The sequence below is a fragment of the Chromobacterium sp. INPA-IVC genome, from assembly GCF_059047085.1.
This window is the reverse complement of record NZ_JBTNLS010000004.1, coordinates 289,809-315,286: the sequence shown is the minus strand read 5'-3', so window position 1 is coordinate 315,286 and position 25,478 is coordinate 289,809. Positions and strand designations below refer to the sequence as shown.

Annotated in this window: 26 protein-coding genes; 23 read left to right on the top strand and 3 right to left on the bottom strand. The window is 66.4% G+C overall.

Annotated elements, in window-relative coordinates; genetic code table 11:
• Positions 1-26: 26 nt before the first annotated feature.
• Together zapD and yacG are read left to right on the top strand one after the other, a co-directional pair.
• A complete protein-coding gene (gene zapD / locus ACX17K_RS09220; protein ID WP_031297029.1) occupies positions 27-785 on the top strand; it encodes a cell division protein ZapD in 759 nt (252 codons plus the stop codon).
• A 5-nt stretch (positions 786-790) separates the two neighbouring features.
• On the top strand, positions 791-982 hold the full coding sequence (gene yacG, locus ACX17K_RS09215) for a DNA gyrase inhibitor YacG (protein WP_221668063.1): 192 nt from the start codon (positions 791-793) through the stop codon (positions 980-982).
• Between the two features lie 66 nt (positions 983-1,048).
• Here yacG and ACX17K_RS09210 read toward each other — a convergent pair whose 3' ends face one another.
• A complete protein-coding gene (locus ACX17K_RS09210) occupies positions 1,049-2,290 on the bottom strand; it encodes an N-acetylmuramoyl-L-alanine amidase (RefSeq protein WP_493774549.1) in 1,242 nt (413 codons plus the stop codon).
• The gene (gene tsaE, locus ACX17K_RS09205) at positions 2,248-2,742 is read right to left on the bottom strand and encodes a tRNA (adenosine(37)-N6)-threonylcarbamoyltransferase complex ATPase subunit type 1 TsaE (RefSeq protein ID WP_021479158.1); all 495 of its coding nucleotides are present in this window, start codon (positions 2,740-2,742) and stop codon (positions 2,248-2,250) included. Before tsaE ends, ACX17K_RS09210 begins: the two co-directional genes overlap by 43 nt.
• Positions 2,743-2,779: 37 nt before the next feature.
• Here tsaE and queG point away from each other — a divergent pair, with 37 nt between their 5' ends.
• Complete coding sequence (queG, locus tag ACX17K_RS09200; protein ID WP_493774548.1) at positions 2,780-3,817, top strand: tRNA epoxyqueuosine(34) reductase QueG; 1,038 nt, start codon at positions 2,780-2,782, stop codon at positions 3,815-3,817.
• 2 nt (positions 3,818-3,819) lie between these two features.
• Here queG and ACX17K_RS09195 read toward each other — a convergent pair whose 3' ends face one another.
• Entirely contained in the window at positions 3,820-4,236 is a 417-nt protein-coding gene (locus ACX17K_RS09195) for a MaoC family dehydratase (protein ID WP_493774547.1), read from the bottom strand.
• Positions 4,237-4,477: 241 nt separating this feature from the next.
• Here ACX17K_RS09195 and ACX17K_RS09190 point away from each other — a divergent pair, with 241 nt between their 5' ends.
• The 20 genes from ACX17K_RS09190 (at position 4,478) to greA (ending at position 25,458) form a co-directional block, all read left to right on the top strand.
• Positions 4,478-5,227 (top strand): electron transfer flavoprotein subunit beta/FixA family protein, encoded by a 750-nt coding sequence (locus ACX17K_RS09190; RefSeq protein WP_493774546.1) that lies wholly within the window; start codon positions 4,478-4,480, stop codon positions 5,225-5,227.
• A 3-nt stretch (positions 5,228-5,230) separates the two neighbouring features.
• Complete coding sequence (locus ACX17K_RS09185) at positions 5,231-6,163, top strand: electron transfer flavoprotein subunit alpha/FixB family protein (RefSeq protein WP_021479162.1); 933 nt, start codon at positions 5,231-5,233, stop codon at positions 6,161-6,163.
• 154 nt (positions 6,164-6,317) lie between these two features.
• A complete protein-coding gene (locus ACX17K_RS09180; protein WP_493774545.1) occupies positions 6,318-8,099 on the top strand; it encodes an acyl-CoA dehydrogenase in 1,782 nt (593 codons plus the stop codon).
• A 294-nt stretch (positions 8,100-8,393) separates the two neighbouring features.
• Positions 8,394-8,999 carry a type II secretion system protein N gene (locus tag ACX17K_RS09175; protein WP_493774544.1) on the top strand — a complete coding sequence of 202 codons (606 nt, stop codon included), beginning with the start codon at positions 8,394-8,396 and terminating at the stop codon, positions 8,997-8,999.
• A gap of 9 nt (positions 9,000-9,008) precedes the next feature.
• Positions 9,009-11,141 carry a type II secretion system secretin GspD gene (gspD, locus tag ACX17K_RS09170; RefSeq protein WP_493774543.1) on the top strand — a complete coding sequence of 711 codons (2,133 nt, stop codon included), beginning with the start codon at positions 9,009-9,011 and terminating at the stop codon, positions 11,139-11,141.
• Positions 11,138-12,598, top strand: coding sequence for a type II secretion system ATPase GspE (gspE, locus tag ACX17K_RS09165; protein ID WP_031296890.1), 1,461 nt, complete (start codon positions 11,138-11,140; stop codon positions 12,596-12,598). Before gspD ends, gspE begins: the two co-directional genes overlap by 4 nt.
• The gene (gene gspF, locus ACX17K_RS09160) at positions 12,598-13,809 is read left to right on the top strand and encodes a type II secretion system inner membrane protein GspF (protein WP_493774542.1); all 1,212 of its coding nucleotides are present in this window, start codon (positions 12,598-12,600) and stop codon (positions 13,807-13,809) included. The genes gspE and gspF overlap by 1 nt, the downstream gene beginning before the upstream one ends.
• Before the next feature lie 24 nt (positions 13,810-13,833).
• Positions 13,834-14,166, top strand: a complete 333-nt coding sequence (locus ACX17K_RS09155) for a hypothetical protein (RefSeq protein ID WP_493774541.1) — start codon at positions 13,834-13,836, stop codon at positions 14,164-14,166.
• Between the two features lie 101 nt (positions 14,167-14,267).
• Positions 14,268-14,711 carry a type II secretion system major pseudopilin GspG gene (gene gspG / locus ACX17K_RS09150; RefSeq protein WP_493774540.1) on the top strand — a complete coding sequence of 148 codons (444 nt, stop codon included), beginning with the start codon at positions 14,268-14,270 and terminating at the stop codon, positions 14,709-14,711.
• A gap of 22 nt (positions 14,712-14,733) precedes the next feature.
• Complete coding sequence (locus ACX17K_RS09145; protein WP_021478711.1) at positions 14,734-15,210, top strand: prepilin-type N-terminal cleavage/methylation domain-containing protein; 477 nt, start codon at positions 14,734-14,736, stop codon at positions 15,208-15,210.
• Positions 15,207-15,587 (top strand): type II secretion system minor pseudopilin GspI, encoded by a 381-nt coding sequence (gspI, locus tag ACX17K_RS09140; protein ID WP_021478712.1) that lies wholly within the window; start codon positions 15,207-15,209, stop codon positions 15,585-15,587. Before ACX17K_RS09145 ends, gspI begins: the two co-directional genes overlap by 4 nt.
• A complete protein-coding gene (locus ACX17K_RS09135; protein WP_493774539.1) occupies positions 15,584-16,168 on the top strand; it encodes a type II secretion system protein GspJ in 585 nt (194 codons plus the stop codon). Before gspI ends, ACX17K_RS09135 begins: the two co-directional genes overlap by 4 nt.
• On the top strand, positions 16,165-17,154 hold the full coding sequence (gene gspK / locus ACX17K_RS09130; RefSeq protein ID WP_493774538.1) for a type II secretion system minor pseudopilin GspK: 990 nt from the start codon (positions 16,165-16,167) through the stop codon (positions 17,152-17,154). Before ACX17K_RS09135 ends, gspK begins: the two co-directional genes overlap by 4 nt.
• Entirely contained in the window at positions 17,111-18,301 is a 1,191-nt protein-coding gene (gene gspL, locus ACX17K_RS09125) for a type II secretion system protein GspL (protein WP_493774537.1), read from the top strand. The genes gspK and gspL overlap by 44 nt, the downstream gene beginning before the upstream one ends.
• Positions 18,302-18,303: 2 nt before the next feature.
• A complete protein-coding gene (locus ACX17K_RS09120; protein WP_052717299.1) occupies positions 18,304-18,813 on the top strand; it encodes a type II secretion system protein M in 510 nt (169 codons plus the stop codon).
• Entirely contained in the window at positions 18,810-19,559 is a 750-nt protein-coding gene (locus ACX17K_RS09115; protein WP_493774536.1) for a type II secretion system protein N, read from the top strand. Before ACX17K_RS09120 ends, ACX17K_RS09115 begins: the two co-directional genes overlap by 4 nt.
• 201 nt (positions 19,560-19,760) lie before the next feature.
• Positions 19,761-20,888 (top strand): glutamine-hydrolyzing carbamoyl-phosphate synthase small subunit, encoded by a 1,128-nt coding sequence (gene carA, locus ACX17K_RS09110; RefSeq protein ID WP_493774535.1) that lies wholly within the window; start codon positions 19,761-19,763, stop codon positions 20,886-20,888.
• Between the two features lie 14 nt (positions 20,889-20,902).
• The gene (leuE, locus tag ACX17K_RS09105) at positions 20,903-21,553 is read left to right on the top strand and encodes a leucine efflux protein LeuE (protein ID WP_493774534.1); all 651 of its coding nucleotides are present in this window, start codon (positions 20,903-20,905) and stop codon (positions 21,551-21,553) included.
• A 76-nt stretch (positions 21,554-21,629) separates the two neighbouring features.
• Positions 21,630-24,839: a carbamoyl-phosphate synthase large subunit gene (gene carB / locus ACX17K_RS09100; protein WP_493774533.1), complete on the top strand. Its 3,210-nt coding sequence runs from the start codon at positions 21,630-21,632 to the stop codon at positions 24,837-24,839.
• 142 nt (positions 24,840-24,981) lie between these two features.
• Entirely contained in the window at positions 24,982-25,458 is a 477-nt protein-coding gene (greA, locus tag ACX17K_RS09095; protein WP_166439742.1) for a transcription elongation factor GreA, read from the top strand.
• The last annotated feature ends 20 nt before the right edge of the window (positions 25,459-25,478 follow it).

The following is a 25,478-nucleotide window of genomic DNA, read 5'->3' as shown; positions in this document are numbered from 1 at the left end:
AAGCCGTGGAGAAGGGCAGATCTGCCGTGATCAGTTTCGAATTTCCTGTCACCGAGCGCACCCGTATTCTGCTCCGTCTGGAGTATCTATACGGGCGGTTGGCCTACTTTATCGGCAAGGATCACCCGCATGATCATCACGCCGCGCTGCAGGTGCTGTTCGAGCTGATGGAGACGGCGTCCCGCGCCGACCTGAAGGCCGATCTGCTGCAGGAGCTGGAGCGGCAGAAGCAGATGTTGGAAGCGCTGCGCGATAATCCCAATGTGGCGGAGGAAACGCTGGAAGGCGTGCTGGAAGAGATCGAGCGCGCGTCGTCGCAACTGCTGGCGCTGACCGGCAAGTTCGGCCAGAACCTGCGCGAGAACGAATGGCTGATGGCCATCAAGCAGCGCGCCGGCATTCCCGGCGGCACCTGCCAGTTCGACTTGCCATCCTATCATCTGTGGCAGCAGCGCTCCGCCGAGGTCCGGCGCCAGGATCTGCGCCGCTGGGCCGCGCCGCTGATGCCCACCGCCGACGCCGCCGAAATCCTGCTGCACCTGCTGCGAGACAGCGGCAAGACCTATCATTACGTGGCCCGCAAGGGCGCGTTCCAACAGATGTCCGGCGGCAAAGTGGTGCAACTGATCCAGGTCGCCTACGACGACAATCTGGAACTGCTGCCTGAGCTGTCCGCCAACAAGTACGCGCTCAACATCCGCTTTGTCAACGCGGTGACCGGCGAGACCCGGCCGCGGCAGACTGAGCAGGATGTCGAGTTCCAACTGACCAATTGCAAGTTTTGAGCATCATGTCCGAATCCGTACGCATCGTCGCCTGTCCCACCTGCAAAGCCGAAGTGCGCTGGGAGCCGCAGAGCCGTTATCGCCCGTTTTGCAGCGAACGCTGCCGTCTGATCGATCTGGGGCAGTGGGCCAGCGAGACCTACCGGGTGCCGGCGGAGGAGGACTCTCCGCCCGGAGAAATGCCGCCGACGCACTGAGCGCGCAGGCAAACGAAAAACCGCCAGGCCAAACAGCCCGGCGGTTTTGTTTTGGCGGACGATCGTTCAGGCGCGCGCGGCCAGCGCGGCGCCCGACGCGAAGTAGCGTTTGACGCCGCTGAAGATGGCGTTGGCCATCTGCTGCTGGAATTCGGCGGTGATCAGCCGCTGCTCCTCGTCCGGATTGGAGATGAAGGCGGTCTCCACCAGGATGGACGGGATGTCCGGCGCCTTCAGCACCGCGAAGCCCGCTTGCTCCACCGCGTTCTTGTGCAGCTTGTTCAGGCCGCCCAGCTGGCCCAGCACGGTCTTGCCCAGCTTCAGGCTGTCGTTGATGGTGGCGGTCTGGGTCAGGTCCAGCAGCGTGTGCGCCAGATACTTGTCCTTGCTGCCTATCTTGACGCCGCCGACCAGGTCGGAATTGTTCTCGGTCTGCGCCAACGCCTTGGCGAAGGCGCTGGTGGCGCCTTTCTCGGACAGCGCGAACACCGAGGAGCCGCGCGCGGCGCGGTTGGGCGCGGCGTCGGCGTGAATGGAGACGAACAGATCGGCGTTCAGCTTGCGCGCCTTGGCCACGCGCACGCCCAGCGGGATGAACACGTCGTCGCTGCGCGTCATGTAGGCGCGCATATTCGGTTCTGCGTCTATCAGCTGCTTCAGCTGGTGGCCTATCTTCAGCACCACGTCCTTCTCGCGATTGCCTTGCAAGCCGATGGCGCCCGGGTCCTCGCCGCCGTGGCCGGGATCCAGCATCACGACGATGGGGCGGTCGGTGTTCTTGGCCTTGGGCTTGATCTGCGCCGGGGGCTGTTCCATCTTGCCCTTGTTGTAGTCCTGCAGCAGCGCCAGCAGCGGATCGTCCTGCTGGCCGCTGGCCGGATACAGGTCCACCACCAGCCGGTGCTGGTATTCTGCCACCGGCGCCAGGGCGAAGGCCTGCGGTTTGACGTCGGTCTTCAGGTCCAGCACCAGGCGTACCGTGTCCGGGTCGAACTGGCCGGCGCGGGCGGTGCGGATATAAGGGTCGGCCGCGGCGATCTGGCCGCTGATGTCCTTCAGCACGCCGTTCAGCTGCACGCCTTGCAGATCGATCACCAGCCGGTTCGGATTGGCCAGCGTGAACTGCTTGTATTGAATGGCGGCGCTGGACTCCAGCGTGATGCGGGTGTAAGTGGACGACGGCCAGATGCGCAGGGCGACGATCTGGCTGCCGGCCGCCCAGCCTTTTCGGCTGACGGCGATCAGAAAGGTGGCGGCCGCTGCGCCTAGCAGCGTGCGGCGTTTGGGGTCGAAAGTCGAATCAGGCATGACTGTCCGGTTTGGCTCAGGGCTTGAAAGTGATAGGTGCGACCATCTCCGGCGACGGCAAGTTCCAGCACGATGTCGGGCGCGGGCGCGAGTCCACGGGCCTTGTCCGGCCACTCCACCAAGCATAGGCTGTCTTGTCCGAAATATTCGCTGAAGCCGGCGTCGTTCCATTCTTCGGGATCGGCGAAACGGTACAGGTCGAAGTGATGGACACTATATTCAGGTAAGGCGTAGCTTTCCACCAGGGTGTAGGTGGGACTTTTCACCTTGCCGCGGTGGCCCAGCGCCGCCAGCAGGCCGCGGGTGAACGTGGTCTTGCCCGCGCCCAGGTCGCCCAGCAGGTGGACGGTCAGGCCGGGCTCTGCGGCGGCGGCGAAGGCTGCGCCCAGCGCCAGGGTCGCGCTCTCGTCGGGCAGGCCGCCGCTTTGAACGCTGGTATCATCCATCGCCATGACTGAGAATCCTCCTCAAAAACCGGATTATCCCGAATTGTCGCGCCAAATCAAAGCCTGGGCGCGCGAAGCCGGTTTCGCCGACGCCCGCGTCACGCGCGCGGCGCTGCCGCCGGAGGCGGAACAACGGCTGGAAGCCTGGCTGGCGGCCGGGCATCACGGCGAGATGGACTATATGGCCCGGCATGGCGCGATGCGGGTGCGGCCGGCCGAGTTGGTGCCCGGCACGCTGTCGGTGATTTCGCTGCGGATGAACTACTGGCCCGGGGGCGAGCCGGCCGAGCAGGTACTGGCCGACCCGTCGCGGGCCTACCTGTCGCGGTACGCGCTGGGGCGCGACTATCACAAGGTGCTGCGCAACCGGCTGCAGAAGCTGGCCGAGCGCATCGAGGGCGCGGTCGGATCGTTTGGCTACCGGGTGTTCACCGACAGCGCGCCGCTGGCCGAGGTGGCGCTGGCGTCCCAGGCCGGCCTGGGCTGGCGCGGCAAGCACACGCTGCTGCTGACCAAGCGCCAGGGCTCGCTGTTTTTCCTGGGCGAGATCCTGACCGACCTGCCGCTGCCGCCGGACGAGGCCGAAGACGGCCATTGCGGCCGCTGCACGCGCTGTCTGGATGTCTGTCCCACCGGCGCCATCATCGAACCCTACACGGTGGACGCGCGGCGCTGCATTTCCTACCTGACCATCGAATTGAAGGGGGCGATTCCGGAACCGCTGCGGCCCTTGATCGGCAACCGGGTGTACGGCTGCGACGATTGCCAGCTGTTCTGCCCGTGGAACCGCTTCGGCGCTTTAACGGCGGAAGCTGATTTTGCGGTGCGTCATGGTCTGGATGGCGCCAGTCTGGTAGAACTGTTCGACTGGAGCGCGGACGAGTTCCGCGAGCGGATGGCGGGCAGTCCGATCTACCGCATCGGCTATCACAAGTGGCTGTCCAATCTGGCGGTGGGCCTGGGCAACGCGCCGACCACGCCTGAAGTGGTGGCCGCGCTGCGCAGGCGGCTGGACTTTCCCGACGAACTGGTGGCCGAGCCGGTGCGCTGGGCGCTGGCCCGGCACGGCCAGTTCTGTTGATTTCAATTGCGGGACGGCGCGATCACCAGCGATTCCCCTTCCAGCACCACCTTGTCGCCGACGCGGCATTGCGTGGAGAGGCGCACCCGTTTCTTTTCCGGGATCAGTTCTTCGACGGTGACGCGGGTGGTGACGGTTTCGCCGATGCGCACCGGCGCCTTGAAGCGGGTGGATTGCGACAGGTAGACGGTGCCGTAGCCGGGGAGGCGGGTGCCGATCACGCCGGAAATCAGGCTGGCGGTCAGCATGCCGTGGGCGATGCGGGTCTCGAATGGCGTGGCGGCGGCGTAGGTCTGGTCCAGATGCACTGGATTGTTGTCGCCGCTGACGGCGGAGAACAGCAGCACGTCGGCCTCGGTGATGGTTTTGCCGGTTTCGGCGCTGGCGCCGACGGCCAGATCCTCGAAATAAACGGTCATGACAACTCCCTGCAGAATTTTATGACGGGGAAATGCTGCAGTGCATTGTGACAGCTTTGGCCTGAAATGCAAACCGCAGGGAAATGACGTACTATCGACGCCGAGTTGCATTTTCACCACGCGTCGCGCCGGCGCGTACAAACCAAACGCTCGTTTGAATTTTGCTTGGGGCATAATCAGGCTCTGCTGGCCGTCGTTGCCTTCCGCGTTCGATTAACCCACAGAAGTTTGCTGGAGGAATATGAAAGTTCTAGTCGCAGTGAAACGCGTTGTCGATTACAACGTGAAAGTCCGCGTCAAAGCCGACGGCAGCGACGTTGATATCGCCAACGTCAAGATGTCGATGAACCCCTTCGACGAAATCGCCGTGGAAGAGGCGGTGCGTCTGAAGGAAGCCGGCAAAGTGAGCGAGATCATCGCCGTGTCCATGGGCATCAAGCAGTGCGAGGAAACCCTGCGCACCGCGCTGGCGATGGGAGCCGACCGCGCCATCCTGGTGGAAACCGATGTCGAGCTGCAGCCGCTGGCGGTGGCCAAGCTGCTGAAGGCCGTCGCCGACAAGGAACAGCCGCAACTGGTGATCCTGGGCAAGCAGGCGATCGACGACGACGCGAACCAGACCGGCCAGATGACTTCCGCGCTGCTGGGCTGGTCCCAGGGCACTTTCGCCTCCAAGGTGGACCTGGCGGCCGAGACCGTGGACGTGATCCGCGAGATCGACGGCGGCCTGGAGACCGTCAAGCTGCGCCTGCCGGCCGTAGTCACCGCCGACCTGCGCCTGAACGAGCCGCGCTTCATCAAGCTGCCCAACATCATGGCCGCCAAGAAAAAGCCGCTGGACAAGACCACGCCGGCCGATCTGGGCGTTGACGCCGCTCCGCGCCTGAAGACGCTGAAAGTGGCCGAGCCGGCCAAGCGTTCCGCCGGCATCAAGGTGGCCAACGCCGCCGAACTGGTCGCCAAACTCAAGAACGAAGCAAAGGTGCTGTAAGACATGGCTATTCTCGTTATCGCTGAACACGACAACCAGAGCCTGAAGACAGGCACCCTGAACACCATCACCGCCGCGGCCAAGCTGGGCGAAGTGCACGTGCTGGTGGCCGGCCACAACGCCGCCGCCGCCGCCGACGCCGCCAAGAGCGTGGCCGGCGTGGCCAAAGTGCTGCTGGCCGACGCCGCCCACTACGCGCATGGCCTGGCCGAAAGCCTGTCCGCGCTGGTTGTCGGCCTGGCCAAGGGCTACAGCCACGTGCTGGCTCCGGCCTCGTCCTTCGGCAAGAACCTGCTGCCGCGCGTCGCCGCGCTGCTGGACGTCGCCCAGATTTCCGAAATCGTCGCCATCGAATCGGCCGACACCTTCGTGCGTCCGGTCTACGCCGGCAACGTGCTGGCCACCGTGCAGTCGGCCGACGCGATCAAGGTGATCACCGTGCGCACCACCGCTTTCGACGCGGCGGGCCAGGGCGGTTCGGCCGCGGTGGAAACCATCGCCGCCGGCGCCGATAGCCAGTTGTCCGCCTTCGTCGGCCAGGAACTGACCAAGTCCGACCGTCCGGAGCTGGGCTCGGCCAAGGTCATCGTGTCCGGCGGCCGCGCGCTGGGTTCGGAAGAGCAGTTCAAGGCCGTGATTGGCCCGCTGGCCGACAAGCTGTCCGCCGCCGTCGGCGCCTCGCGCGCCGCGGTGGACGCCGGCTACGCGCCGAACGACTACCAGGTCGGCCAGACCGGCAAGGTGGTGGCGCCGCAGCTGTACTTCGCCGTCGGCATCTCCGGCGCGATCCAGCACCTGGCGGGCATGAAGGATTCCAAGGTGATCGTCGCGATCAACAAGGACGAAGAGGCCCCGATCTTCCAGGTGGCCGACTACGGCATCGTCGGCGACCTGTTCGCCGTGGTGCCGGAACTGATCGCCGAACTGTCGAAGTAAGCGACAGCCGGGGGCGCGGCCGCAAGCGCCCCCGACCGAGCAGGCAGCATAGCCGCCGGAACCAACAACAGCAGCCGGCGCCCTATCAGGGAGCGCCGGTTTTTTTTATGGCCCGCGGCGCGGGCCGACGCGAGAGAAGCAGAGGAGTAGCGCGATGATTTATCACGCCCCAATCAAAGACATTCGATTTGCATTGAACGAGCTGGCCGATCTGGCGGCGATCTGCGGGCTGCCGGGCTACGGCGAGTGCTCGGTGGAGCTCACCGACGCGGTGCTGGAAGAGGGCGCCAAGTTCGCCGAGGGCGTGCTGGCGCCGATCAACAAGCAGGGCGACCAGGGCGCCAAGTGGAAGGACGGCGAAGTGACCGCCGCGCCGGGCTTCAAGGAGGCCTGGCAACAGTATGTCGAGTCCGGCTGGGTGGGGCTGCGCGCGCCGGAGGAATACGGCGGCCAGGGCATGCCGGCGCTGGTGGCGGCGGCGGTGGAGGAAATGTGGTGCTCGTCCAACCTGGCGTTCTCGCTGGCCCCGCTGCTGACGCTGGGCGCGGTGGAAGCCATCCATCATCACGCCTCCGATGAGCTGAAGAGCGTCTATTTGCCGATGATGGCCAGCGGCCAGTGGACCGGCACCATGAACCTGACCGAGCCGCAGGCCGGCTCCGATCTGGCTCAGGTGCGCTCCAAGGCGGCTCCGGCCGCCGACGGCAGCTATCGCGTCAGCGGCCAGAAGATCTTCATCACCTGGGGCGAGCACGACATGGCCGAGAATATCGTCCACCTGGTGCTGGCCCGCCTGCCGGACGCTCCGGCCGGGGTGAAGGGCATCTCGCTGTTCATCGTGCCCAAGTTCCTGGTCAACGCCGACGGCTCGCTTGGCGCGCGCAACGACGTGCGCTGCGTGTCGCTGGAGCACAAGCTGGGCATACACGGCAGCCCGACCGCGGTGATGAGCTTCGGCGACAACGACGGCGCGGTCGGCTATCTGGTCGGCGAGCCGAACAAGGGCCTGAACTACATGTTCACCATGATGAACCACGCCCGGCTGGGCGTGGGTATCGAGGGCGTGGCGGTGTCCGAGCGCGCCTACCAGAAGGCGGTGGAATACGCGCGCGATCGGGTGCAGAGCCGCGCGGTCGGTTCGCCCGACCCGGCCGGCGTGGCCATCATCCGGCACCCGGACGTGCGCCGGATGCTGATGACGATGCGCGCCCAGATCGAAGCGCAGCGCGCGCTGACCTTCTACGCCGCAGCCGCGCTGGACCGCGCCGCCCGCCATCCGGTGGCGGACGAAGCCGCCCGCAACCAGGCGCTGCTGAATTTCCTGATTCCCATCGTCAAGGGCTGGAACACCGAGCAGGCCAACGAGATCACCAGCCTGGCCATCCAGGTGCACGGCGGCATGGGTTACATCGAGGAGACCGGCGTCGCCCAGTATTACCGCGACGCCCGCATCACCGCCATCTACGAAGGCACCACCGGCATCCAGGCGCTGGACCTGATCGGCCGCAAGACGGCGATGGATCACGGCGTCGCCGCCCGCGCGCTGCTGGCCGAGGCGCAGTCGACGGCGAACAAGCTGCAGGCGGCGGGATTCGATTCCATCGCCGGCAATCTGTCGTCGGGAATCGCCGACGCCGAGCGCTGCGTCACCTTCATTCTGGAAACCTTCGGCGCGCAGCCGCAACTGGCGGCGGCCGGCTCAGTGCCGTTCCTGAAGCTGATGGGCATCGTGCTGGGCGGCTGGCAGTTGGGCCGCGCCGCGCTGATCGCCAAGGAAAAACTGCAGGACGCCGATGCGGACAGCGATTTCCTGAACGCCAAGATCATCACCGCGCGCTTCTTCGCCGAGCACCTGCTGCCGCAGGTTTCCGGCCTGGCGGCGGCGATCCTGAATGGCGCCGATAGCGCGCTGGCGCTGGATGACAGCCAGTTTTGACCGGCTTGACGCCAGATGCGGACGCCGCGGCCTTGCTGCGGCGTTTTTTTATGCGAAAATGCCGAAAGTTTGCTTTTTACCGATGTAAATTTCTTGTTTGGATGCGATAAGAATCAAGCGGCAAGCGAATCGGCTGTAAATATTAACGATGACTAAATTTTCATCTGTCATCAAATATTCAGACTGCCTATTGCAAAATCGTCCTCTTGCTGCTTAATCTAGCGTGCCTGCAGTGACAGTCGCTCAGCAAATTTACGATACGGAAGGCCGATGGTTTCAGGGGACAAGACAATCATGCGCCGCAAGCTGGACTTCAGCCGCTGGCGGCTGCCGGGCCGGCAGTGGCACAAGGCCCTGCCCGCCGCGGCGCTGGGACTGGCCGCTTTCTGGCTGGGCCAGCAATTGAGCGCGCTGCTCGCGCCTTCCGCGCCCAGCTACCGCGATCTGGCGCCGGCCCAGCCGCAGGCCGCCGCGGCCGCCGCCGCGCAGGGGCACTGGTTCGGCGAGGCACCGCAGCAGCCGGTGGCGGCTTTGCCGCCGGTCCGGCTGTTGGGCGTGTACGCGCCCAGCCGCGACGGCGTGCAGGGCTTCGCCATCATCGACAGCAACGGCCACCCCGAGCCGCTGTTGCAGGGCAAGCAGACGCCTGACGGCTGGGAGCTGGTCAAGGTCGCGCCCAACGGCGTCACCTTGCGTTCCGGCGGCAACGAACAGTTCGTTCCGCTGCAGCGCCAGAGTGGCGGCGGCGACATGCAGCAATCCGCGCCGTCGCAGCCTCCCTCCATGCAGCCGGCCCAGCCCATGCCCGGCGCGATACCCATTCCGGTTCCGGGCCAGAACGCCGTACCCGATGCCCAGCCTCAACCCGCGGTGGATCCCGCCGCGATGATTCGCCAATAAGAGAGTGCAATGCGAATTTCCAAGCTCGTCGCCGCCCTGGCCCTGGTTTACAGTTGCAATCTGCTCGCCGCGCCGCAAAACGATACGGTCATGCTCAACTTCGTCAACGCCGACATCGAAACCGTGGTCAAGGCGATAGGCGAGATCAGCGGCAAGAACTTCATCATCGATCCGCGCGTCAAGGGCACGGTCAACATTGTTTCCAGCCGGCCGGTGCCGCGCGCGCTGTCCTACCAGGTGCTGCTGTCGTCGCTGCGCCTGCAGGGATTTTCCGCGGTGGAGGGCAACGGCGTGATCAAGATCGTGCCGGAGGCGGACGCCAAGCTGCACGCCAAGGCGAGCAAGGGCATTCCGCGCGGCGACGGCGACCGGCTGATCACCAAGGTATTCGCGCTGAAAAACAGCAACGCCAACCAGCTGGTGCCGGTGATACGGCCGCTGGTGTCGCCCAACAACACGGTGGCCGCCTATCCGCAGTCCAACGCGCTGATCGTCACCGACTACGCCGACAACATCCAGCGCATCGAATCCATCATCGAATCGGTGGAGTCGGCGGCGGCGGGCGACACCGTGGTGATTCCGGTGCTGTTCGGCTCCGCAGTGGAGCTGGCCAACTCGCTGAACAAGCTGATGCAGGAAGGCGGCGCCGACGGCGGCAAAACCACCATCCTGGCCGACGCGCGCGCCAATGTGCTGATGGTGCGCGCCGACACACCGGGCAAGATCGGCAAGGTCAAGAGCCTGCTCAAGGTGCTGGATCAGCCCAGCCAGGCCGGCTCCAATGTGCGGGTGGTCTACCTGAAGAACGCCCAGGCGTCCGAGGTGGCCAAGACGCTGCGACTGCTGCTGGCCAGCGAGGGCAGCCCGGTGCAGACGCGCAGCACGATCAATACCGCGACATCTACCGGAGGCAGCGCGAGCCTGATGCCTTCCTCCACCGGTGCCGGCAGCGGCAGCGGCGCTTCGGCCCAGAATCCGGTGTCGTCGCCGGACGCCGGGGCGGCCGCGGCGGCCTCCTCGTCCTCGTCTTCCGCGCCGTCCGGCGCCGGCGTCGGCACGATGATCCAGGCCGACAGCAACAGCAACGCGCTGATCCTCAACGTGCCGGATCCGATGTACCAGAATCTGCGCAATGTGATCGACCTGCTGGACAAGCGCCGGGCCCAGGTTTATGTCGAAGCGCTGGTGATGGAGGTGACGGCCAACCGCACCACCAAGATCGGCGTGCAGTGGGCGGCGAACGTGCATGGCAACGGCCTGATCGGAAACAGCCTGCCCAGTCCGTCTCAGCCGCTGGTGGCGGGCGGCGGCGGCACGACGCCGACCTCGCCGCTGTCGGGCCTGGTCAACAGCCTGACCGGCGGCGGCCTGACCGCAGCCATCATCAACACCATCACGGTGGGCGGGCAGCAGATCCCGACGCTGGGCCTGCTGGCCCAGGCTTTGGAGCAGGAGGCGCAAGGCAATCTGGTGGCCAGCCCGCAGCTGGTGACGATGGACAACGAGGAAGCCAAGATCGTGATCGGCCAGGAGATCGGGGTGCTTAGCGCCTCCTATCCGGCGGGTTCCAGCGGTACCTCCAACGCGCCTTACAACACGTATGACCGCAAGACGGTGGGCTTCGGCCTGAAGATCACGCCGCAGATCTCCGAAGGCGGCACCATCCGCATGAAGATCAGCCAGGCGGCCGACTCCATCGACGCCACCACGCTGAATGCGGCGGCGGGCCCCACCTTCAACCGCCGCACGCTGGACACGGTGGTGACGGTCGGCGATGGCGGTCTGGTGGCGCTGGGCGGCTTGACCCAGGAAACCACGAGCAACGCCGAGGACAAGGTGCCGCTGCTGGGCGACATTCCGGTCATCGGCAACCTGTTCAAGTACCAGGGCAAGGAGCGAAAGAAGACCAACCTGATGATCTTCATCCGCCCCACCATCATCCGCGACGAGATCGGCAACCGCGCGGTGGCCGGCGAGCGCTACGGCTACGTGATGGACGACGCGACGCGGAATGCGGGACGCAAGCTGCCGCTGGATTTGAATGACCAGTTGAAGGCGCCGGCAGCCGGCAGCATCCACGGCGCGCTGAACGCGCTGGATGCGCTGAACAAGTCGGAAGACAACGCCAAGGCCAAGCAATGATGCAAGCCAAGTTCGCGACGCTGCTGCCCTTTCCCTTCGCCCGCGCCAACGGGGTCATCCTGCTGGACGGCGAGGTCGGCCGGGTGCTGCTGCTGCGAGAGGACGCCAAGCCGGCGGCCTGGGCCGAGGCGCTGCGGGTGCATGGCGGCGAGCTGTCGGGCGTGGAGACGCTGACGGCCTCCCAGTTCGAGAAGCGCCTGTCCGAGCACTACGCCAGCCGCGACGGAGCGGCGGCGGAGATGGTGGACGACATCGGCCAGGACATGGACCTGAACCAGATGGTGGAGTCCTTGCCGACGGTGGAGGACCTGCTGGAAAGCGAGGGCGACGCGCCCATCATCCGCATGATCAACGCGCTGCTGACCCAGGCGCTGCGCGACGGCGCGTCCGACATCCACATCGAGGCCTTCGAGGATCGCTCCACCGTCCGTTTCCGCCTGGACGGCACGTTGCGCGACGTGGTCAGCCCGCATCGCGCGCTGCACGCGGCGATGGTGTCGCGGATCAAGATCATGGCCAACCTCGACATCGCCGAGAAGCGCATTCCGCAGGACGGCCGCATCTCGCTGCGCCTGGGCGGCCGGCCGGTGGATGTGCGGGTGTCGACATTGCCCACCAGCCACGGCGAGCGGGTGGTGCTGCGTCTCTTGGACAAGGAAAACGCCAAGCTTGACCTGGCCACGCTGGGCATGGCCGCCGACACGCTGGCCTCGGTGGACACGCTGATCCGCCAGCCGCACGGCATCCTGCTGGTCACCGGCCCCACCGGCTCAGGCAAGACCACCACGCTGTACGCGGCGCTGTCGCGGCTGGACTCGGCCCACACCAACATCATGACGGTGGAAGACCCGGTGGAGTACCACCTGGACGGCGTCGGCCAGACCCAGGTCAACGCCCGCATCGACATGACTTTCGCCAAGGCGCTGCGCGCGATCCTGCGCCAGGACCCGGACGTGGTGATGATAGGCGAGATCCGCGACCTGGAAACCGCGCAGATCGCGGTGCAGGCATCGCTGACCGGCCACCTGGTGCTGGCCACGCTGCACACCAACGACGCCGCCAGCGCGGTGACCCGCCTCACCGACATGGGCGTCGAGCCCTTCCTGCTGGCCTCCAGCCTGCTGGGCGTGATGGCGCAGCGGCTGGTGCGGCGCGTCTGCCCGCAATGCAAGGCGCCGCATCCGGTGCCGTTGGACGACGCGCCGGAGACGGTGCATTACCGTCCGGTCGGTTGCCCGGCCTGCAGCCAGTCCGGCTACAAGGGCCGTTACGGCATCTATGAGCTGATGCTGATCGATGACACCATGCAGCGGCTGATCCACGACCGCGCCTCCGAACACCGGCTGCGCGACCACGCCGGCCGCCACGGCATGCGCAGCCTGCGCGACGACGGCATGCGCTGGGTCAAGGCCGGCGAGACCAGCCTGGAAGAAATCCTGCGGGTGACGAGGAGCTGATGGCGGCCTTCAAATACACCGCTTACGACGCGGCGGGCAAGGAGCAGAGCGGCCTGTTGGAGGCGGATTCCGCCCGCGCCGCGCGCGGGCAGCTCAGAGAGCGCGGCCTGCTGCCGGTGACGGTGGACAGCGTCAACGCCAAGACCGGCGGCGCCGGCAGCAATGTGCTGCGCCGTGGTCTGCCGCGCGCCGAGCTGGTGATGATCACCGAACAGCTGTCGACGCTGCTCAACGCCGGCCTGACGCTGGAGAAGGCGCTGACCGCCGTCACCGAGCAGTCGGAAAACGCCCGCAGCCGCACCGTGCTGGCGGCCTTGCGCAGCGACATCCTGGAAGGCAAGGGCTTCGCCCAGGCGCTGTCGTCGGCGCCCGGCGTGTTCTCGCCGCTGTATCGTTCGCTGGTGCAGGCCGGTGAACAATCCGGCCATCTCGACATGGTGATGTCGCGGCTGGCGGAGTACCTGGACAAGCGGCAGAACACCCAACAAAAGGTGACGCTGGCGCTGGCCTATCCGGCGGTGGTGACGCTGGTCGCCATCCTGGTGGTGGGCGGCCTGATGAGCTACGTGGTGCCGCAGGTGGTCAGCGTGTTCGCCCAGACCAAGCAGACCTTGCCCTTCCTGACCCGCGCGCTGGTGGCCTGCAGCGATTTCCTGCGCCAGTGGGGCGTGGTCATGCTGATCGGCATCGCCGCGGCGGCGGTTTTGATCGTCCGCGCCTTGCGCGCGCCGGCGCTGAAGCGGCGTTTCCACGCTCGGGTGCTGAAGCTGCCGGTGTTCGGCCGGCTGTTCCGCGCGCTGAACACCGCGCGGATGGCCAGCACCCTGTCCATCCTGGTCGGCTCCGGCGTGCCGTTGCTGACCGCGCTGGAAACCGCGCGCGGTCTGATGACCATGCTGCCGATGCAGGACGCGGTGGCCGACGCGATGGCCAAGGTGCGCGAGGGCGTGTCGCTGTCGCGCGCGCTGAACGCCACCCGCCAGTTTCCGCCGGTATTGATCCACCTGATTTCCAGCGGCGAGGCCAGCGGCACGCTGTCCCACATGCTGGACCGCGCCGCCCAGCAGCAGGAGCAGGAGGTGGAGCGCAAGCTGGCCACCTTCACCACGCTGATGGAGCCGCTGCTGATCCTGGTGATGGGCGGCATGGTGCTGTTGATCGTACTGGCCATCATGATGCCCATCATCGACATGAACCAGATGGTGCACTGAGCCGTGCCTATGGCGAAAGACAAGATGTTGGACGCGGACCCGATCACCAGCCGCCAATACCGGAAATTGCTGGACGGCGTCGCCGCGGAGGCAAAAGCCAGGGAAACGCTGGCGGCGCGCCAGCCCAAGGCGGCGGCGTGGTGGCTGCTGCTGTTTGTCGGCGCGGGGGCCGCGGCGATGGCTGGCACAGTCTGGGCATATGCCGGACAGGGTTGGCTGGCCGCGCTGTCGGCGATCGCTTATGTGGGTTTTGTTGTCTCCTTGGCCTGCGCCCGCGAGTGCAGCAACTTGCGCCGCCGCGTCGATGCGCTGCAAACGCTGCTGCAGCAGGCAATCGATCAGGACAAGATGATGTGAAGTCCGGGAGGATGAGATCCTGCCTGGGCTGTGACGGAAGTTCGGCAATTGGAAGCAACCCGGCATGGCCAAGCGCCGCCGGATCAAATGATGGAGAAGCGATGAAACAGTTGAAACGCACCGCCCAGCGCGGTTTCACCCTGATCGAGATCATGGTCGTGATCGTCATCCTCGGCGTGCTGGCCGCGCTGGTGGTGCCCAAGGTGATGAGCCGCCCGGACGAGGCGCGCATCGTCGCCGCCAAGCAGGACATCGGCGCCATCAGCCAGGCGCTGAAGCTGTACCGGCTGGACAACGGCCGCTATCCAAGCTCCGACCAGGGCCTGTCGGCGCTGGTGCAGAAGCCTACCGCCGCGCCGGAGCCTAAGAACTGGAAGCCGGGCGGCTACCTGGAGCGCCTGCCCAAGGATCCGTGGGGCAACGCCTACCAGTACGCCAATCCGGGCACCCATGGCGAGATCGACATCTGGAGCTTCGGCGCCGACGGCGAGCCGGGCGGCGAGAACAACGACGCCGACATCGGCAACTGGGACAGCGGCAAGTAAGCCGGGCCCGGAGAGAGGCAACGTGACTTCCGCCGCGCGCGCGCGCGGCTTCACGCTGATCGAGGTGATGGTGGTGATGCTGATCATCGGCGTGCTCGCCACTACCGTCACGCTCAGCCTGAGGCCGGACACCCATCGCCAGCTGAATGACGAGGGCTACCGCTTCGCGCGCGTGCTGGAGCAGGCAGGCGACCTGGCCGAGATGGGCGACACGCTGGCGCTCAGCTGGAACGGCAAGGGCTACGCCTTCAGCCGGCTGGACGACGACGGCGAATGGCAGCCGGTGACCGAGGAGCTGCTGGCCGCGCACGAATGGCCGGAAGGCATATCGGGAGAGGGCGCGCTGCAGGACGGCAAGCCCTGGAAGGGCGACCGGCCGCTGCTGCTGTGGCAGGACGGCCGCGCCGCGGCGTTGGCGCTCAGGCTGGACGGCGCGGGCCGGCGGCTGAGCGTGCTGCAGTCGCCGCTGGGCCGGGTGACGGTGGCGGACGGCTCATGAAGCGGCAGCAAGGCTTCACCCTGTTCGAAGTATTGGTCGCGCTCGCCATCATCGCGGTGGCGCTGGGCGCGCTGCTGCGCGCCACCGGCCTCGCCGCCGACAACGCGGAAGGCATGGAGCGCCGGATGCAGGCCAACTGGGAGGCGCAGAACCAGATCGCGATGCTGCAGGCGCTGCGGCAGTTTCCGGAGCCGGGACAGCAGGCCGGAGAAAGCAAGGAAGACGGCGTCGAATGGCGCTGGGAGCGCGAAATCTCGCCGACGCCCAATCCCAATTTCCGCAAGGTGACGGTGCGCATCCTGGCGCCCGGCGCCGGCCATTACGTGCTGGCTGAGATGACCGGCTACCTGCGGCAGCAGGCGGGAGGCGGCGGTTGAGCGCGCGGCGGCAGGGCGGCATGACGCTGCTGGAAATCCTGGTTGCGATGAGCCTGTTGGCCATCCTGTCGGTGATGGGCTACAAGGCTTTCGGCTCGCTGCTGATCGCCCGCGAGCGGCTGATGCAGACCGGCGAGCAGTGGGTGGACGTGGCGCGCGCCTTCCGCCGGCTGGAAAGCGATCTGGGAGGCCAGCAGCCGGCGGCCAATGCGGCCGAGCAGCAGCAAGGGCTGACGCTGGGCGTCAGCAGCCTGGTGCTGCAGCAGGACGGCAAGGGCCAGGCGCTGATGCTGGAGGCGGTGTCCACCCGCTACCCCAGCGGACGGGAGCGCATCGTCTACCAGAGCGGCGAGGGCGGAGTCAGCTGGTCGGCCGGAGACGCCGGCGGCGCGTCACCCATCGTTTATGCGCTGCTGGGGCGCGACATGCGCGTCGATTGGCGGGTATTGCTCAACGACGGCAGCTGGCAGGAGGCGTGGCCGATGGGCGACGCGGCCCAGGGACGGGCGCCTCGGGCGCTGGAGATGCGGGTGAAGATGCCGGGCAAGCAGCAGGCGCGGCGGATATGGGTGTTGCCATGAGGCGGCGGCAATCCGGCATGGCGGTGATCATGGCGCTGCTGATCGTCGCGCTGGCCACCACCGCGGCCAGCCTGGTGCTGTGGCAGCAGGGCTTGTGGTGGCATCAGCTGGAAAACGACAAGAACCGAGCCCAGCTGCGGCTGGTGGCCGACGCCGGCCTGGGCTGGGCGATGGAAATCCTGCGTTTCAACAACGGCCCGGCCGGCAACGGCGTGGTGGCGCTGTCGCAGCTGTGGGCGCAGCCCTTGCCGCAGACCGAGGCGCAGGGCGTGAAGGTGAGCGGCGCGCTGGAGGACCTGCAGGGCCGCTTCAACATCAACTCGCTGGTGCTAAACGGCCAGACCAACGCCAAACAGCTGAAATTCTACAAGCGGCTGCTGAGTTCGCTGGGCTTGCCGGGCAAGCTGTCCGAGCCGTTGCTGAAGGAGCTGCGCGGCGGCAAGGACGAGGACGACAAGCCGAGCGGCGACGGCGCGGCCGCGGCGCCGCAGCCCAACCGCCCGCTGCCCCGGGTGGAGATGCTGCGCTGGCTGCCGGGCTACACGCCCGAGGTGATGGAAAAGCTTCTGCCGCACATCGCGGCGCTGCCGCCGTCGGTGACGCAGATCAACGTCAACACCGCGACCGGCGAGGTGCTGAAGGCGATGCTGCCCGGCATGGGCGACGGCAACCTGATGGTGCTGATGAAGCAGCGGCAGACCAATTATTACAAGGACGCCAATGATTTCAAGGCGAGGCTGCCGGGCGGCGGCTTCGTCTTTCCCGACGTGGACATCGGCGCCGGATCCTCTTATTTCCTGCTGGACAGCCGGGCCGGCTACGGCAAGGCCAGGCTGTCGATGCGGGCGATGATTTACAGCAATCAGAACATCGTCAAACTGGTTTGGCGACAAGAAGGCAACAATGGCCGCAGCCAGCAGGCGCGGCCAGGTGGAGACAAACATGACGACGCTGCGACTCTATCTGCGTCCGGGCTGGCCCGATAGCGAGCCCGGCCTGCCCTGGGCCCTGCTGAACGCCCGCGGCGAGCTCTCCGCCCAGGGAGACAGCGCGCCCGGCGGCTGGCCCAAGGCAGACCAGTGCGAGCTGGTGCTGCCGGCCGGCCGCACGCTGTTCACCGACGTGAAGCTGCCGGACGCGGTCAAGCAGCCGACGCCGGCCGTGATGGGTTTCGCGCTGGAGGAGGGGCTGGCCAACGATCCCGGCGCCAATCTTTACGCGCTGGGCGAGGCGCTGGCCGGCGGCCGGCGCGCGGTGGCGGTCACCGAGGCCGCCGGCCTGCGGCGCGCGGTGGCCATGCTCAAGAATCTGGGCCGGCTGTGCGACCGCATCGTGCCCGAGGAATGCCTGCTCGCGCCGCCGCCGGCGGACGGCTGGAGCGTGACCCGCCTGGCCGACCGCTGGATGGTGCGCGCCGCCGCGCCGTACGCGGCCAGCCTGCCGCGGGCGGGAGGGCAGATGGAGCACGCCCTGTTCGCCTCGCTGCTGGCGGCGACGCAGCCGGCGCGGCTGCGTTTGCACGGGGTGGACAGCGCCGACGAGGTGCTGGCCCATCTGCCCGGCTGGCAAGGCGAGGCCGCGCGCGGCGACGCGCACGATTGGCGCAGCGGCCGCCACCACCCGGGTTACGACTTCGCCCAGGGCGATCTCGCCGCCAACCGCTACTGGCGCGACTGGGCGCCGTCGCTGAAGAAGACCGGCTGGCTGCTGGGCGGGCTGCTGATCGCGCAGATCGCGCTGACCCTGGGCCAGTCCGGTTGGTACGCGTGGCGCAAGCACAGCCTGTCGCAGCAGATCCGAGCGGCGGCCACGCCGTGGATAGGCGGCCAGGCGCAACCGGGCAGCAGCGCGCTGGCGATGACGCGGGCAGTAGACAAGCTCAGGCTGAGCCACGGCCAACCGGCGCGCGACGATCTGGTGGAGCTGATGGGCGCGCTGGCGGCGGTCAGCGGACGCGAGCTGCAAGTGCGGACGCTGGAATACGAAGCCGGCAGGCTCAAGCTGCAGGTGGCCGAGGTGCCGGCGGAAAGCCTGGCGCGCTGGCGCAAGCTGCTGGCGGCGCGGCAGATCATGCTGGACGCGACGAGCAGCCAGCCCGGCAGCAAGCAATTGGTGGTGGCGCGGGAGCCGTGACGATGAAAGCCTACAAGCAACAATTTCTCGAGTACTGGAGCCAGCGCAGCCCGCGCGAGCAGCGGCTGCTGGCGGCGATGGCCGCGGTGCTGGGCGCGACGCTGCTCTATCTGGCGGTATGGGAGCCGGCCAGCTCGTCCCTGCAGCGCAACCGCGCCTCGGTCGCGCGGCTGCAGGCCGAACTGGGCGCGGTGAGCGCATTGGCCGATGAAGCCGCCAAGCTCAAGCGCCAGCCGGCGCAGACGCCGCTGCCGGCCAAGGAGCTGATTCCGCTGCTGCAGCAGACGGCCAAGAGCCAGGGGCTGTCGGTGGCCGGGCTGCAGTTCAACGCCGACGGCGATTCCGGCGTGTCGATGGAGGGCGTGGTCGGCTTCGACGACTGGGTGCGTTTCGTCGGCATCCTGGCCGCGCAGCAGCAGGTGCGGGTGGTCAACGTCAAGGCTGAGGCGCAGCCGGTGCCGGGGCAGGTGAAGATCAAGGCGCTGCTGGCGCACGCGGGAGCGGCGGCATGAGACAGCGGATCTTGAAATGGCTGGGCGCGGCCGCGCTGCTGTTGGCCGGCCTGTTGTCGTCGCTGCCGGCCAGCTGGCTGTCCTGGCCGGTGTCGCGCTACAGCGACGGGCACTGGGGCGTCAGCGAGGCCAGGGGCACGGTCTGGGACGGCGGCGCGAAGCTGGTTTACCTGGGGAAGGCCGGCGAAGTGCGCAGCATGAGTCCGCTGGCGTGGAAATGGCAGCCCAAGGCCTTGTTGTCCGGCCTGCTGGTCTGGCATCTGGACAGCGCCGGCCAGCCCGGCATGCTGCAGCTGGGCTTCGGCAAGCAGGAAGTCAGGGGGCTGGCCTTGTCGCTGCCGGTGGCGGCGCTGGCCGATCTGTCCAAAACCTGGCAGGCGGCGCGGCTGGGCGGCGAGCTGCAGCTGAATATTCCGCAACTGGCGCGCCAGGGCAAGGACGTCAGCGGCGCGGTGCAGATCGCTTGGCGCGGCGCTTCGTCGCCGCTGACCACGGTGCTGCCGTTCGGCAGCTACCAGCTGGATGTCGCCGGCACGGGCCAGGGGCTGAACCTGAACCTGTCCACGCTGGAAGGGCCGCTGATGCTCAGCGGCCAGGGCGCGTTGCCGGCTGGCGGCGCTTTCCACATGGCAGGCACCGCGGACAGCCCGCAGGACAAATACGACGCGTTGAAGCCCCTGATGCTGATGCTGGGCCAGCCGGCGGGCCCGACCAGCGTCAGCTGGCAGGTGAAGCCGGGCATGTGACGTTTTTTTGAAAAATGGCGCCTGTCGTATTGTGCAAGTGAAAAATGCGCGGTACTATAGAAAGGTTTAACCAAACGGGACAGGCGCAGGCGCCGAGTCCCGTTATTCACATAAGAATTTTGAAAATCCCAGGGTGTACAAACGAAACCGGCTCAGCCGGTTTTTGTGTAAGCGCCCGAGCAATGCAACAGGAGCCAGCCAGTGTCAAACCTCCCCGCAATCCTTGTCTTGGCTGACGGCACGCTTTTCAGAGGTAGTGCTATCGGTGCCGCCGGCCACACGGTCGGCGAGGTGGTATTCAATACCGCCATCACCGGTTACCAGGAGATCCTGACGGATCCCTCTTATACCAGGCAGATCGTCACACTCACTTATCCGCACATCGGCAACGTCGGCGCGAATTCGGAAGACACCGAATCCCGCGCCGTTTTTGCATCAGGGCTGATCATCCGCGATCTGCCGCTCTTGCACAGCAACTTCCGCGCCGAAGACTCGCTGTCCGATTACCTGAAGAAGCACAAGGTGGTGGCGATCGCCGATATCGATACCCGCAAGCTGACCCGCATCCTGCGCGAGAAGGGCGCCCAGGCCGGCTGCATCATGGCCGGCGACATCGACGAGGCCAAGGCTCTGGAGCTGGCGCGCGGCTTCGGCAGCATGGCCGGCCAGGATCTGGCCAAGGTCGTCAGCTGCCAGAAACCGTACGCCTGGACCGAGAAGCAATGGAAGCTGGGCGCGGGTTATCAGATCCAGGCGTCCACCCGTTTCCACGTCGTGGCCTACGACTTCGGCGTCAAGCACAACATCCTGCGCATGCTGGCCGAGCGCGGTTGCCAGTTGACCATCGTCCCGGCGCAGACGCCGGCTGAGGATGTGCTGGCGCTGAATCCGCACGGCGTGTTCCTGTCCAACGGCCCCGGCGATCCGGAACCGTGCGATTACGCCATCAAGGCCATCGGCAAGATCCTGGAAACCAAGCTGCCGGTGTTCGGCATCTGCCTGGGCCATCAGCTCCTGGGCCTGGCTGCCGGCGCGCAGACCTCCAAGATGAAGTTCGGCCACCACGGCGCCAACCATCCGGTGCAGGATCTGGACAGCGGCCGCGTGATGATCACCAGCCAGAACCACGGTTTCCAGGTGGATGAGACCAGCCTGCCGGCCAATGTCCGCGTCACCCACCGCTCGCTGTTCGACGGCACGGTGCAGGGCATCGCGCTGACCGACCGCCCGGCATTCTCGTTCCAGGGCCACCCGGAAGCGAGCCCGGGGCCGGAGGACGTGGCCTATCTGTTCGACCGCTTCATCGCGGCGATGGCGGAACGGCAGTAAGGCGGGGTCGAATCATGTTGGGCATTACCGACCTTACCACCTACCTGATCGGCACGCTGATCGTGATCCTGCTGCCGGGGCCGAACGCCATGTACGTGCTGTCGGTGGCAGCGCAGCGCGGCAAGCGCGCGGGCTTCGCGGCCGCGGGCGGCGTGGTCAGCGGCGACTTCATCCTGATGACGCTGGCGGCCACCGGCGCGGCTGGCTTGCTGCAGGCCAACCCGGCGCTGTTCGCGGTGGTCAAGTACATCGGCGGCGGCTATCTGGCCTGGCTGGGCGTCAATATGCTGAAGTCCGGCATCCTGGCCTGGCGCCGAGCGCGCCGCGGCGACGAATCGCCGGCCAAGGCGTCGGCGCTGTCCGGCGGCCATCCGTATCGCAAGGCGCTGCTGATCAGCCTGATGAACCCGAAGGCCATCTTGTTCTTCGTGTCGTTCTTCGTGCAGTTCGTCGATCCGGCCTATCCGCACCCAGCCGTCACCTTCGCCGCGCTGGGCGCCATCGTCCAGTGCTGCAGCATCGCCAACTTGTCGATGCTGATCCTGCTGGGCAACAAGCTGGCCGCGGCCTTCCGCCGCCGCCGCAAGCTGACGGCGGCGCTGGGCGGCTCGGTGGGAGCGGTTTTCGTCGGGTTCGGCGCCAAGCTGGCCGCGGCCAGCCTGTAAGGTCGAGAGTAAACATGCCGCGCCGCCGGGGAGGGGGCGCGGCCGGAAAAATACAAGTCATCAAAGAGTAGAAGCCATGCCAAAGCGTACCGACATCAAAAGCATTCTGATCATTGGCGCCGGCCCGATCGTCATCGGCCAGGCCTGCGAGTTCGACTACTCCGGCGCCCAGGCCTGCAAGGCGCTGCGCGAGGAAGGCTATAAAGTCATCCTGGTCAACTCCAACCCCGCAACCATCATGACCGATCCGGACATGGCCGACGTCACCTACATCGAGCCCATCAGCTGGCCGGTGGTGGAAAAGATCATCGCCAAGGAGCGCCCGGACGCCATTCTGCCGACCATGGGTGGCCAGACCGCGCTGAACTGCGCGCTCGACTTGGCCAAGCACGGGGTGCTGGAAAAGTACAAGGTCGAGTTGATCGGCGCCACCGAAGACGCCATCGACAAGGCGGAAGACCGCGGCCGCTTCAAGGAGGCGATGGCCAAGATCGGCCTGTCCTGCCCGCTGTCCTTCGTCTGCCACACCATGGAAGAGTCGCTGGACGCGCAGACCAAAGTCGGCTTCCCGACGCTGATCCGCCCGTCGTTCACCATGGGCGGCTCGGGCGGCGGCATCGCCTACAACAAGGAAGAATTCCTGGCGATCTGCGAGCGCGGCTTCGAGGCTTCCCCCACTCATGAGCTGCTGATCGAGCAGTCGGTGCTGGGTTGGAAGGAATACGAGATGGAAGTCGTTCGCGACAAGAACGACAACTGCATCATCATCTGTTCGATCGAAAACTTCGATCCGATGGGCGTGCACACCGGCGACTCCATCACCGTGGCGCCGGCGCAGACGCTGACCGACAAGGAATACCAGATCATGCGCAACGCCTCCTTGGCGGTGCTGCGCGAGATCGGCGTGGATACCGGCGGCTCCAACGTGCAGTTCGCCACCAATCCGGCCACCGGCGAGATGATCGTCATCGAGATGAACCCGCGCGTGTCGCGTTCGTCGGCGCTGGCGTCCAAGGCCACCGGCTTCCCGATCGCCAAGATCGCCGCCAAGCTGGCCGTCGGCTTCACGCTGGACGAGCTGAAGAACGACATCACCGGCGGCGCCACCCCGGCCTCGTTCGAGCCGTCGATCGACTACGTGGTCACCAAGATCCCGCGTTTCGCGTTTGAAAAATTCCCGCAGGCCGACGACCGCCTGACCACCCAGATGAAGTCGGTGGGCGAGGTGATGGCCATGGGCCGCACGCTGCAGGAGTCGATGCAGAAAGCCCTGCGCGGCCTGGAGACCGGCTTGTCCGGCTTCGACTCGGTCACCACCGACGAAGCCGCCATCCGCCACGAACTGGGCGCGCCGGGACCGGAACGCATCCTGTATGTGGCCGACGCGTACCGCATCGGCATGAGCCGCGACGACATCCACGCGGTCAGCAAGATCGACCCGTGGTTCCTGGCTCAGATCGAAGACATCGTCGGCGAGGAAAAGGCGCTGGCCGGCCGCAAGATCGAGGACATGGAGTACAGCGAACTGCGCCGCCTGAAGCGCAAGGGATTCTCCGACCGCCGCCTGGGCGAGTTGCTGGGCTCTGACCAAGCCGCCGTGCGCGCCAAGCGCTGGAGCGTGAACCTGCACCCGGTGTACAAGCGCGTCGACACCTGCGCCGCCGAATTCGCCACCAATACCGCCTACATGTACTCCACCTACGAGGAGGAGTGCGAGTCCAATCCGTCCGACCGCAAGAAGGTGATGGTGCTGGGCGGCGGCCCCAACCGGATCGGCCAGGGCATCGAGTTCGACTACTGCTGCGTGCACGCGGCATTGAGCCTGCGCGAATCCGGCTTCGAGACCATCATGGTCAACTGCAATCCGGAAACCGTGTCCACCGACTATGACACCTCCGACCGCCTGTATTTCGAGCCGCTGACGCTGGAAGACGTGCTGGAAATCTGCCGCATCGAGAAGCCGTTCGGCGTCATCGTGCAGTACGGCGGCCAGACTCCGCTGAAGCTGGCGCGCGCGCTGGAGGCCAACGGCGTGCCCATCATCGGCACCACGCCGGACATGATCGACGCCGCCGAAGACCGCGAGCGCTTCCAGAAGCTGCTGAACGAGCTGGGCCTGAAGCAGCCGCCGAACCGCACCGCGCGCGCGCCGGCAGAGGCGATGAAGCTGGCCGAGGAAATCGGCTATCCGCTGGTGGTGCGCCCGTCCTACGTATTGGGCGGCCGCGCGATGGAAATCGTCCACGAGCCGGCCGATCTGGAGCGCTATATGCGCGAGGCGGTGAAGGTGTCCAACGATAGCCCGGTGCTGCTGGACCGCTTCCTCAACGACGCGATCGAAGTCGACGTGGACTGCGTGTCCGATGGCGAAAACGTGGTGATCGGCGGCATCATGCAGCACGTGGAGCAGGCCGGCGTCCACTCCGGCGACTCCGCCTGCTCGCTGCCGGCGTACAGCCTGTTCCCGGCGCTGCAGGACGAAATCCGCCGCCAGACCGAAGCGATGGCCCGCGCGCTGAACGTGGTCGGCCTGATGAACGTGCAGTTCGCGATCCAGGGTGACACCATCTACGTGCTGGAAGTGAATCCGCGCGCCTCGCGCACCGTGCCTTTCGTGTCCAAGGTGACCTCGGCGCCGCTGGCCAAGATCGCCGCCCGCGCGATGGCAGGCATCAGCCTGGTCGAGCAAGGCTTCACCAAGGAGGTGATCCCGCCGTTCTACGCAGTGAAGGAAGCGGTGTTCCCCTTCATCAAGTTCCCGGGCGTCGATACCATCCTGGGGCCGGAAATGAAGTCCACCGGCGAGGTGATGGGCGTGGGCAAGACCTTCGCCGAAGCCTACGTCAAGGCGCAGCTGGGCGCGGGCGACCGTCTGCCCAAGACCGGCAAGGTGTTCCTGTCGGTGCGCGACGGCGACAAGAACGGCGCGGTCGATGTGGCGCGCGAACTGCAGCGGCTGGGCTTTGGCGTCTGCTGCACCCGCGGCACCGCCAAGCATCTGACCGAGGCCGGCCTGATCGTGCAGGTGGTCAACAAGGTGAACGAAGGCCGTCCGCACATCGTCGACATGATCAAGAACGGCGAAGTGGATCTGGTGATCAACACCGTGGACGAGAAGCGCACAGCGATCCAGGACAGCCACTCGATCCGCCGCTCCGCGCTGCAGGCGCGCGTGCCGCAATACACCACGCTGTCCGCCGCCAAGGCGGTGTGCGTGGGCATGAAGCACGCCGAGTCCTTCGATGTGTACAGCGTGCAGCAGCTGCACGCGCAGATCGCCGGCTGATGGAGAGCAGGCACCGGTAGGCTTTGATGCGGAAGCGATTTGCCGTTACAATTCCGCTCAAACCCGCTCGCGCAAGCCGCCGTCCCGTACGGCGGCTTGTGCTTTTGATGAAGGCGGACAACCGCCTGTGGAGAATACTGTAATGATCAAAGTCCCGTTGACTGTACGCGGCGCCGAGCTTCTGAAGGAAGAACTGCAACGCCTGAAGAGCGTGGAGCGTCCGTCGGTGATCGAGGCGATCGCCGAGGCTCGCTCGCATGGCGACCTGTCTGAAAATGCCGAGTACGACGCGGCCAAGGAACGCCAGGCCTTCGTCGAAGGCCGCATCGCCGAGCTGGAAGGCAAGCTGTCCAACGCCGTGATCATCAATCCGGCCGAACTGGACGCCGACGGCCGCGTGGTGTTCGGCGCGACCGTCGACCTGATGGATCTGGAAACCGAAGAGAACGTCACCTACCAGATCGTCGGCGACGACGAAGCCGACATCAAGGTGTGCAAGGTATCGGTGAACTCGCCGATCTCGCGCGCGCTGATCGGCAAGGAAGCCGGCGACGTGGCCGAAGTGGTGGCCCCGGGCGGCATCCGCGAGTACGAAGTGCTCGACGTCAAATACATCTGATCCGGACCGCGCGGCATTGA

Excerpts from the sequence above, each read along its gene's own strand:
- yacG (WP_221668063.1), top strand. The coding sequence starts at position 791 with ATGTCCGAATCCGTACGCATCGTCGCCTGTCCCACCTGCAAAGCCGAA.
- ACX17K_RS09210 (WP_493774549.1), bottom strand. The coding sequence starts at position 2,290 with ATGCCTGATTCGACTTTCGACCCCAAACGCCGCACGCTGCTAGGCGCA.
- tsaE (WP_021479158.1), bottom strand. The coding sequence starts at position 2,742 with ATGGCGATGGATGATACCAGCGTTCAAAGCGGCGGCCTGCCCGACGAG.
- ACX17K_RS09195 (WP_493774547.1), bottom strand. The coding sequence starts at position 4,236 with ATGACCGTTTATTTCGAGGATCTGGCCGTCGGCGCCAGCGCCGAAACC.
- ACX17K_RS09190 (WP_493774546.1), top strand. The coding sequence starts at position 4,478 with ATGAAAGTTCTAGTCGCAGTGAAACGCGTTGTCGATTACAACGTGAAA.
- ACX17K_RS09185 (WP_021479162.1), top strand. The coding sequence starts at position 5,231 with ATGGCTATTCTCGTTATCGCTGAACACGACAACCAGAGCCTGAAGACA.
- ACX17K_RS09180 (WP_493774545.1), top strand. The coding sequence starts at position 6,318 with ATGATTTATCACGCCCCAATCAAAGACATTCGATTTGCATTGAACGAG.
- ACX17K_RS09175 (WP_493774544.1), top strand. The coding sequence starts at position 8,394 with ATGCGCCGCAAGCTGGACTTCAGCCGCTGGCGGCTGCCGGGCCGGCAG.
- gspD (WP_493774543.1), top strand. The coding sequence starts at position 9,009 with ATGCGAATTTCCAAGCTCGTCGCCGCCCTGGCCCTGGTTTACAGTTGC.
- gspE (WP_031296890.1), top strand. The coding sequence starts at position 11,138 with ATGATGCAAGCCAAGTTCGCGACGCTGCTGCCCTTTCCCTTCGCCCGC.
- gspF (WP_493774542.1), top strand. The coding sequence starts at position 12,598 with ATGGCGGCCTTCAAATACACCGCTTACGACGCGGCGGGCAAGGAGCAG.
- ACX17K_RS09155 (WP_493774541.1), top strand. The coding sequence starts at position 13,834 with ATGTTGGACGCGGACCCGATCACCAGCCGCCAATACCGGAAATTGCTG.
- gspG (WP_493774540.1), top strand. The coding sequence starts at position 14,268 with ATGAAACAGTTGAAACGCACCGCCCAGCGCGGTTTCACCCTGATCGAG.
- gspI (WP_021478712.1), top strand. The coding sequence starts at position 15,207 with ATGAAGCGGCAGCAAGGCTTCACCCTGTTCGAAGTATTGGTCGCGCTC.
- gspK (WP_493774538.1), top strand. The coding sequence starts at position 16,165 with ATGAGGCGGCGGCAATCCGGCATGGCGGTGATCATGGCGCTGCTGATC.
- gspL (WP_493774537.1), top strand. The coding sequence starts at position 17,111 with ATGACGACGCTGCGACTCTATCTGCGTCCGGGCTGGCCCGATAGCGAG.
- ACX17K_RS09120 (WP_052717299.1), top strand. The coding sequence starts at position 18,304 with ATGAAAGCCTACAAGCAACAATTTCTCGAGTACTGGAGCCAGCGCAGC.
- ACX17K_RS09115 (WP_493774536.1), top strand. The coding sequence starts at position 18,810 with ATGAGACAGCGGATCTTGAAATGGCTGGGCGCGGCCGCGCTGCTGTTG.
- leuE (WP_493774534.1), top strand. The coding sequence starts at position 20,903 with ATGTTGGGCATTACCGACCTTACCACCTACCTGATCGGCACGCTGATC.
- carB (WP_493774533.1), top strand. The coding sequence starts at position 21,630 with ATGCCAAAGCGTACCGACATCAAAAGCATTCTGATCATTGGCGCCGGC.
- greA (WP_166439742.1), top strand. The coding sequence starts at position 24,982 with ATGATCAAAGTCCCGTTGACTGTACGCGGCGCCGAGCTTCTGAAGGAA.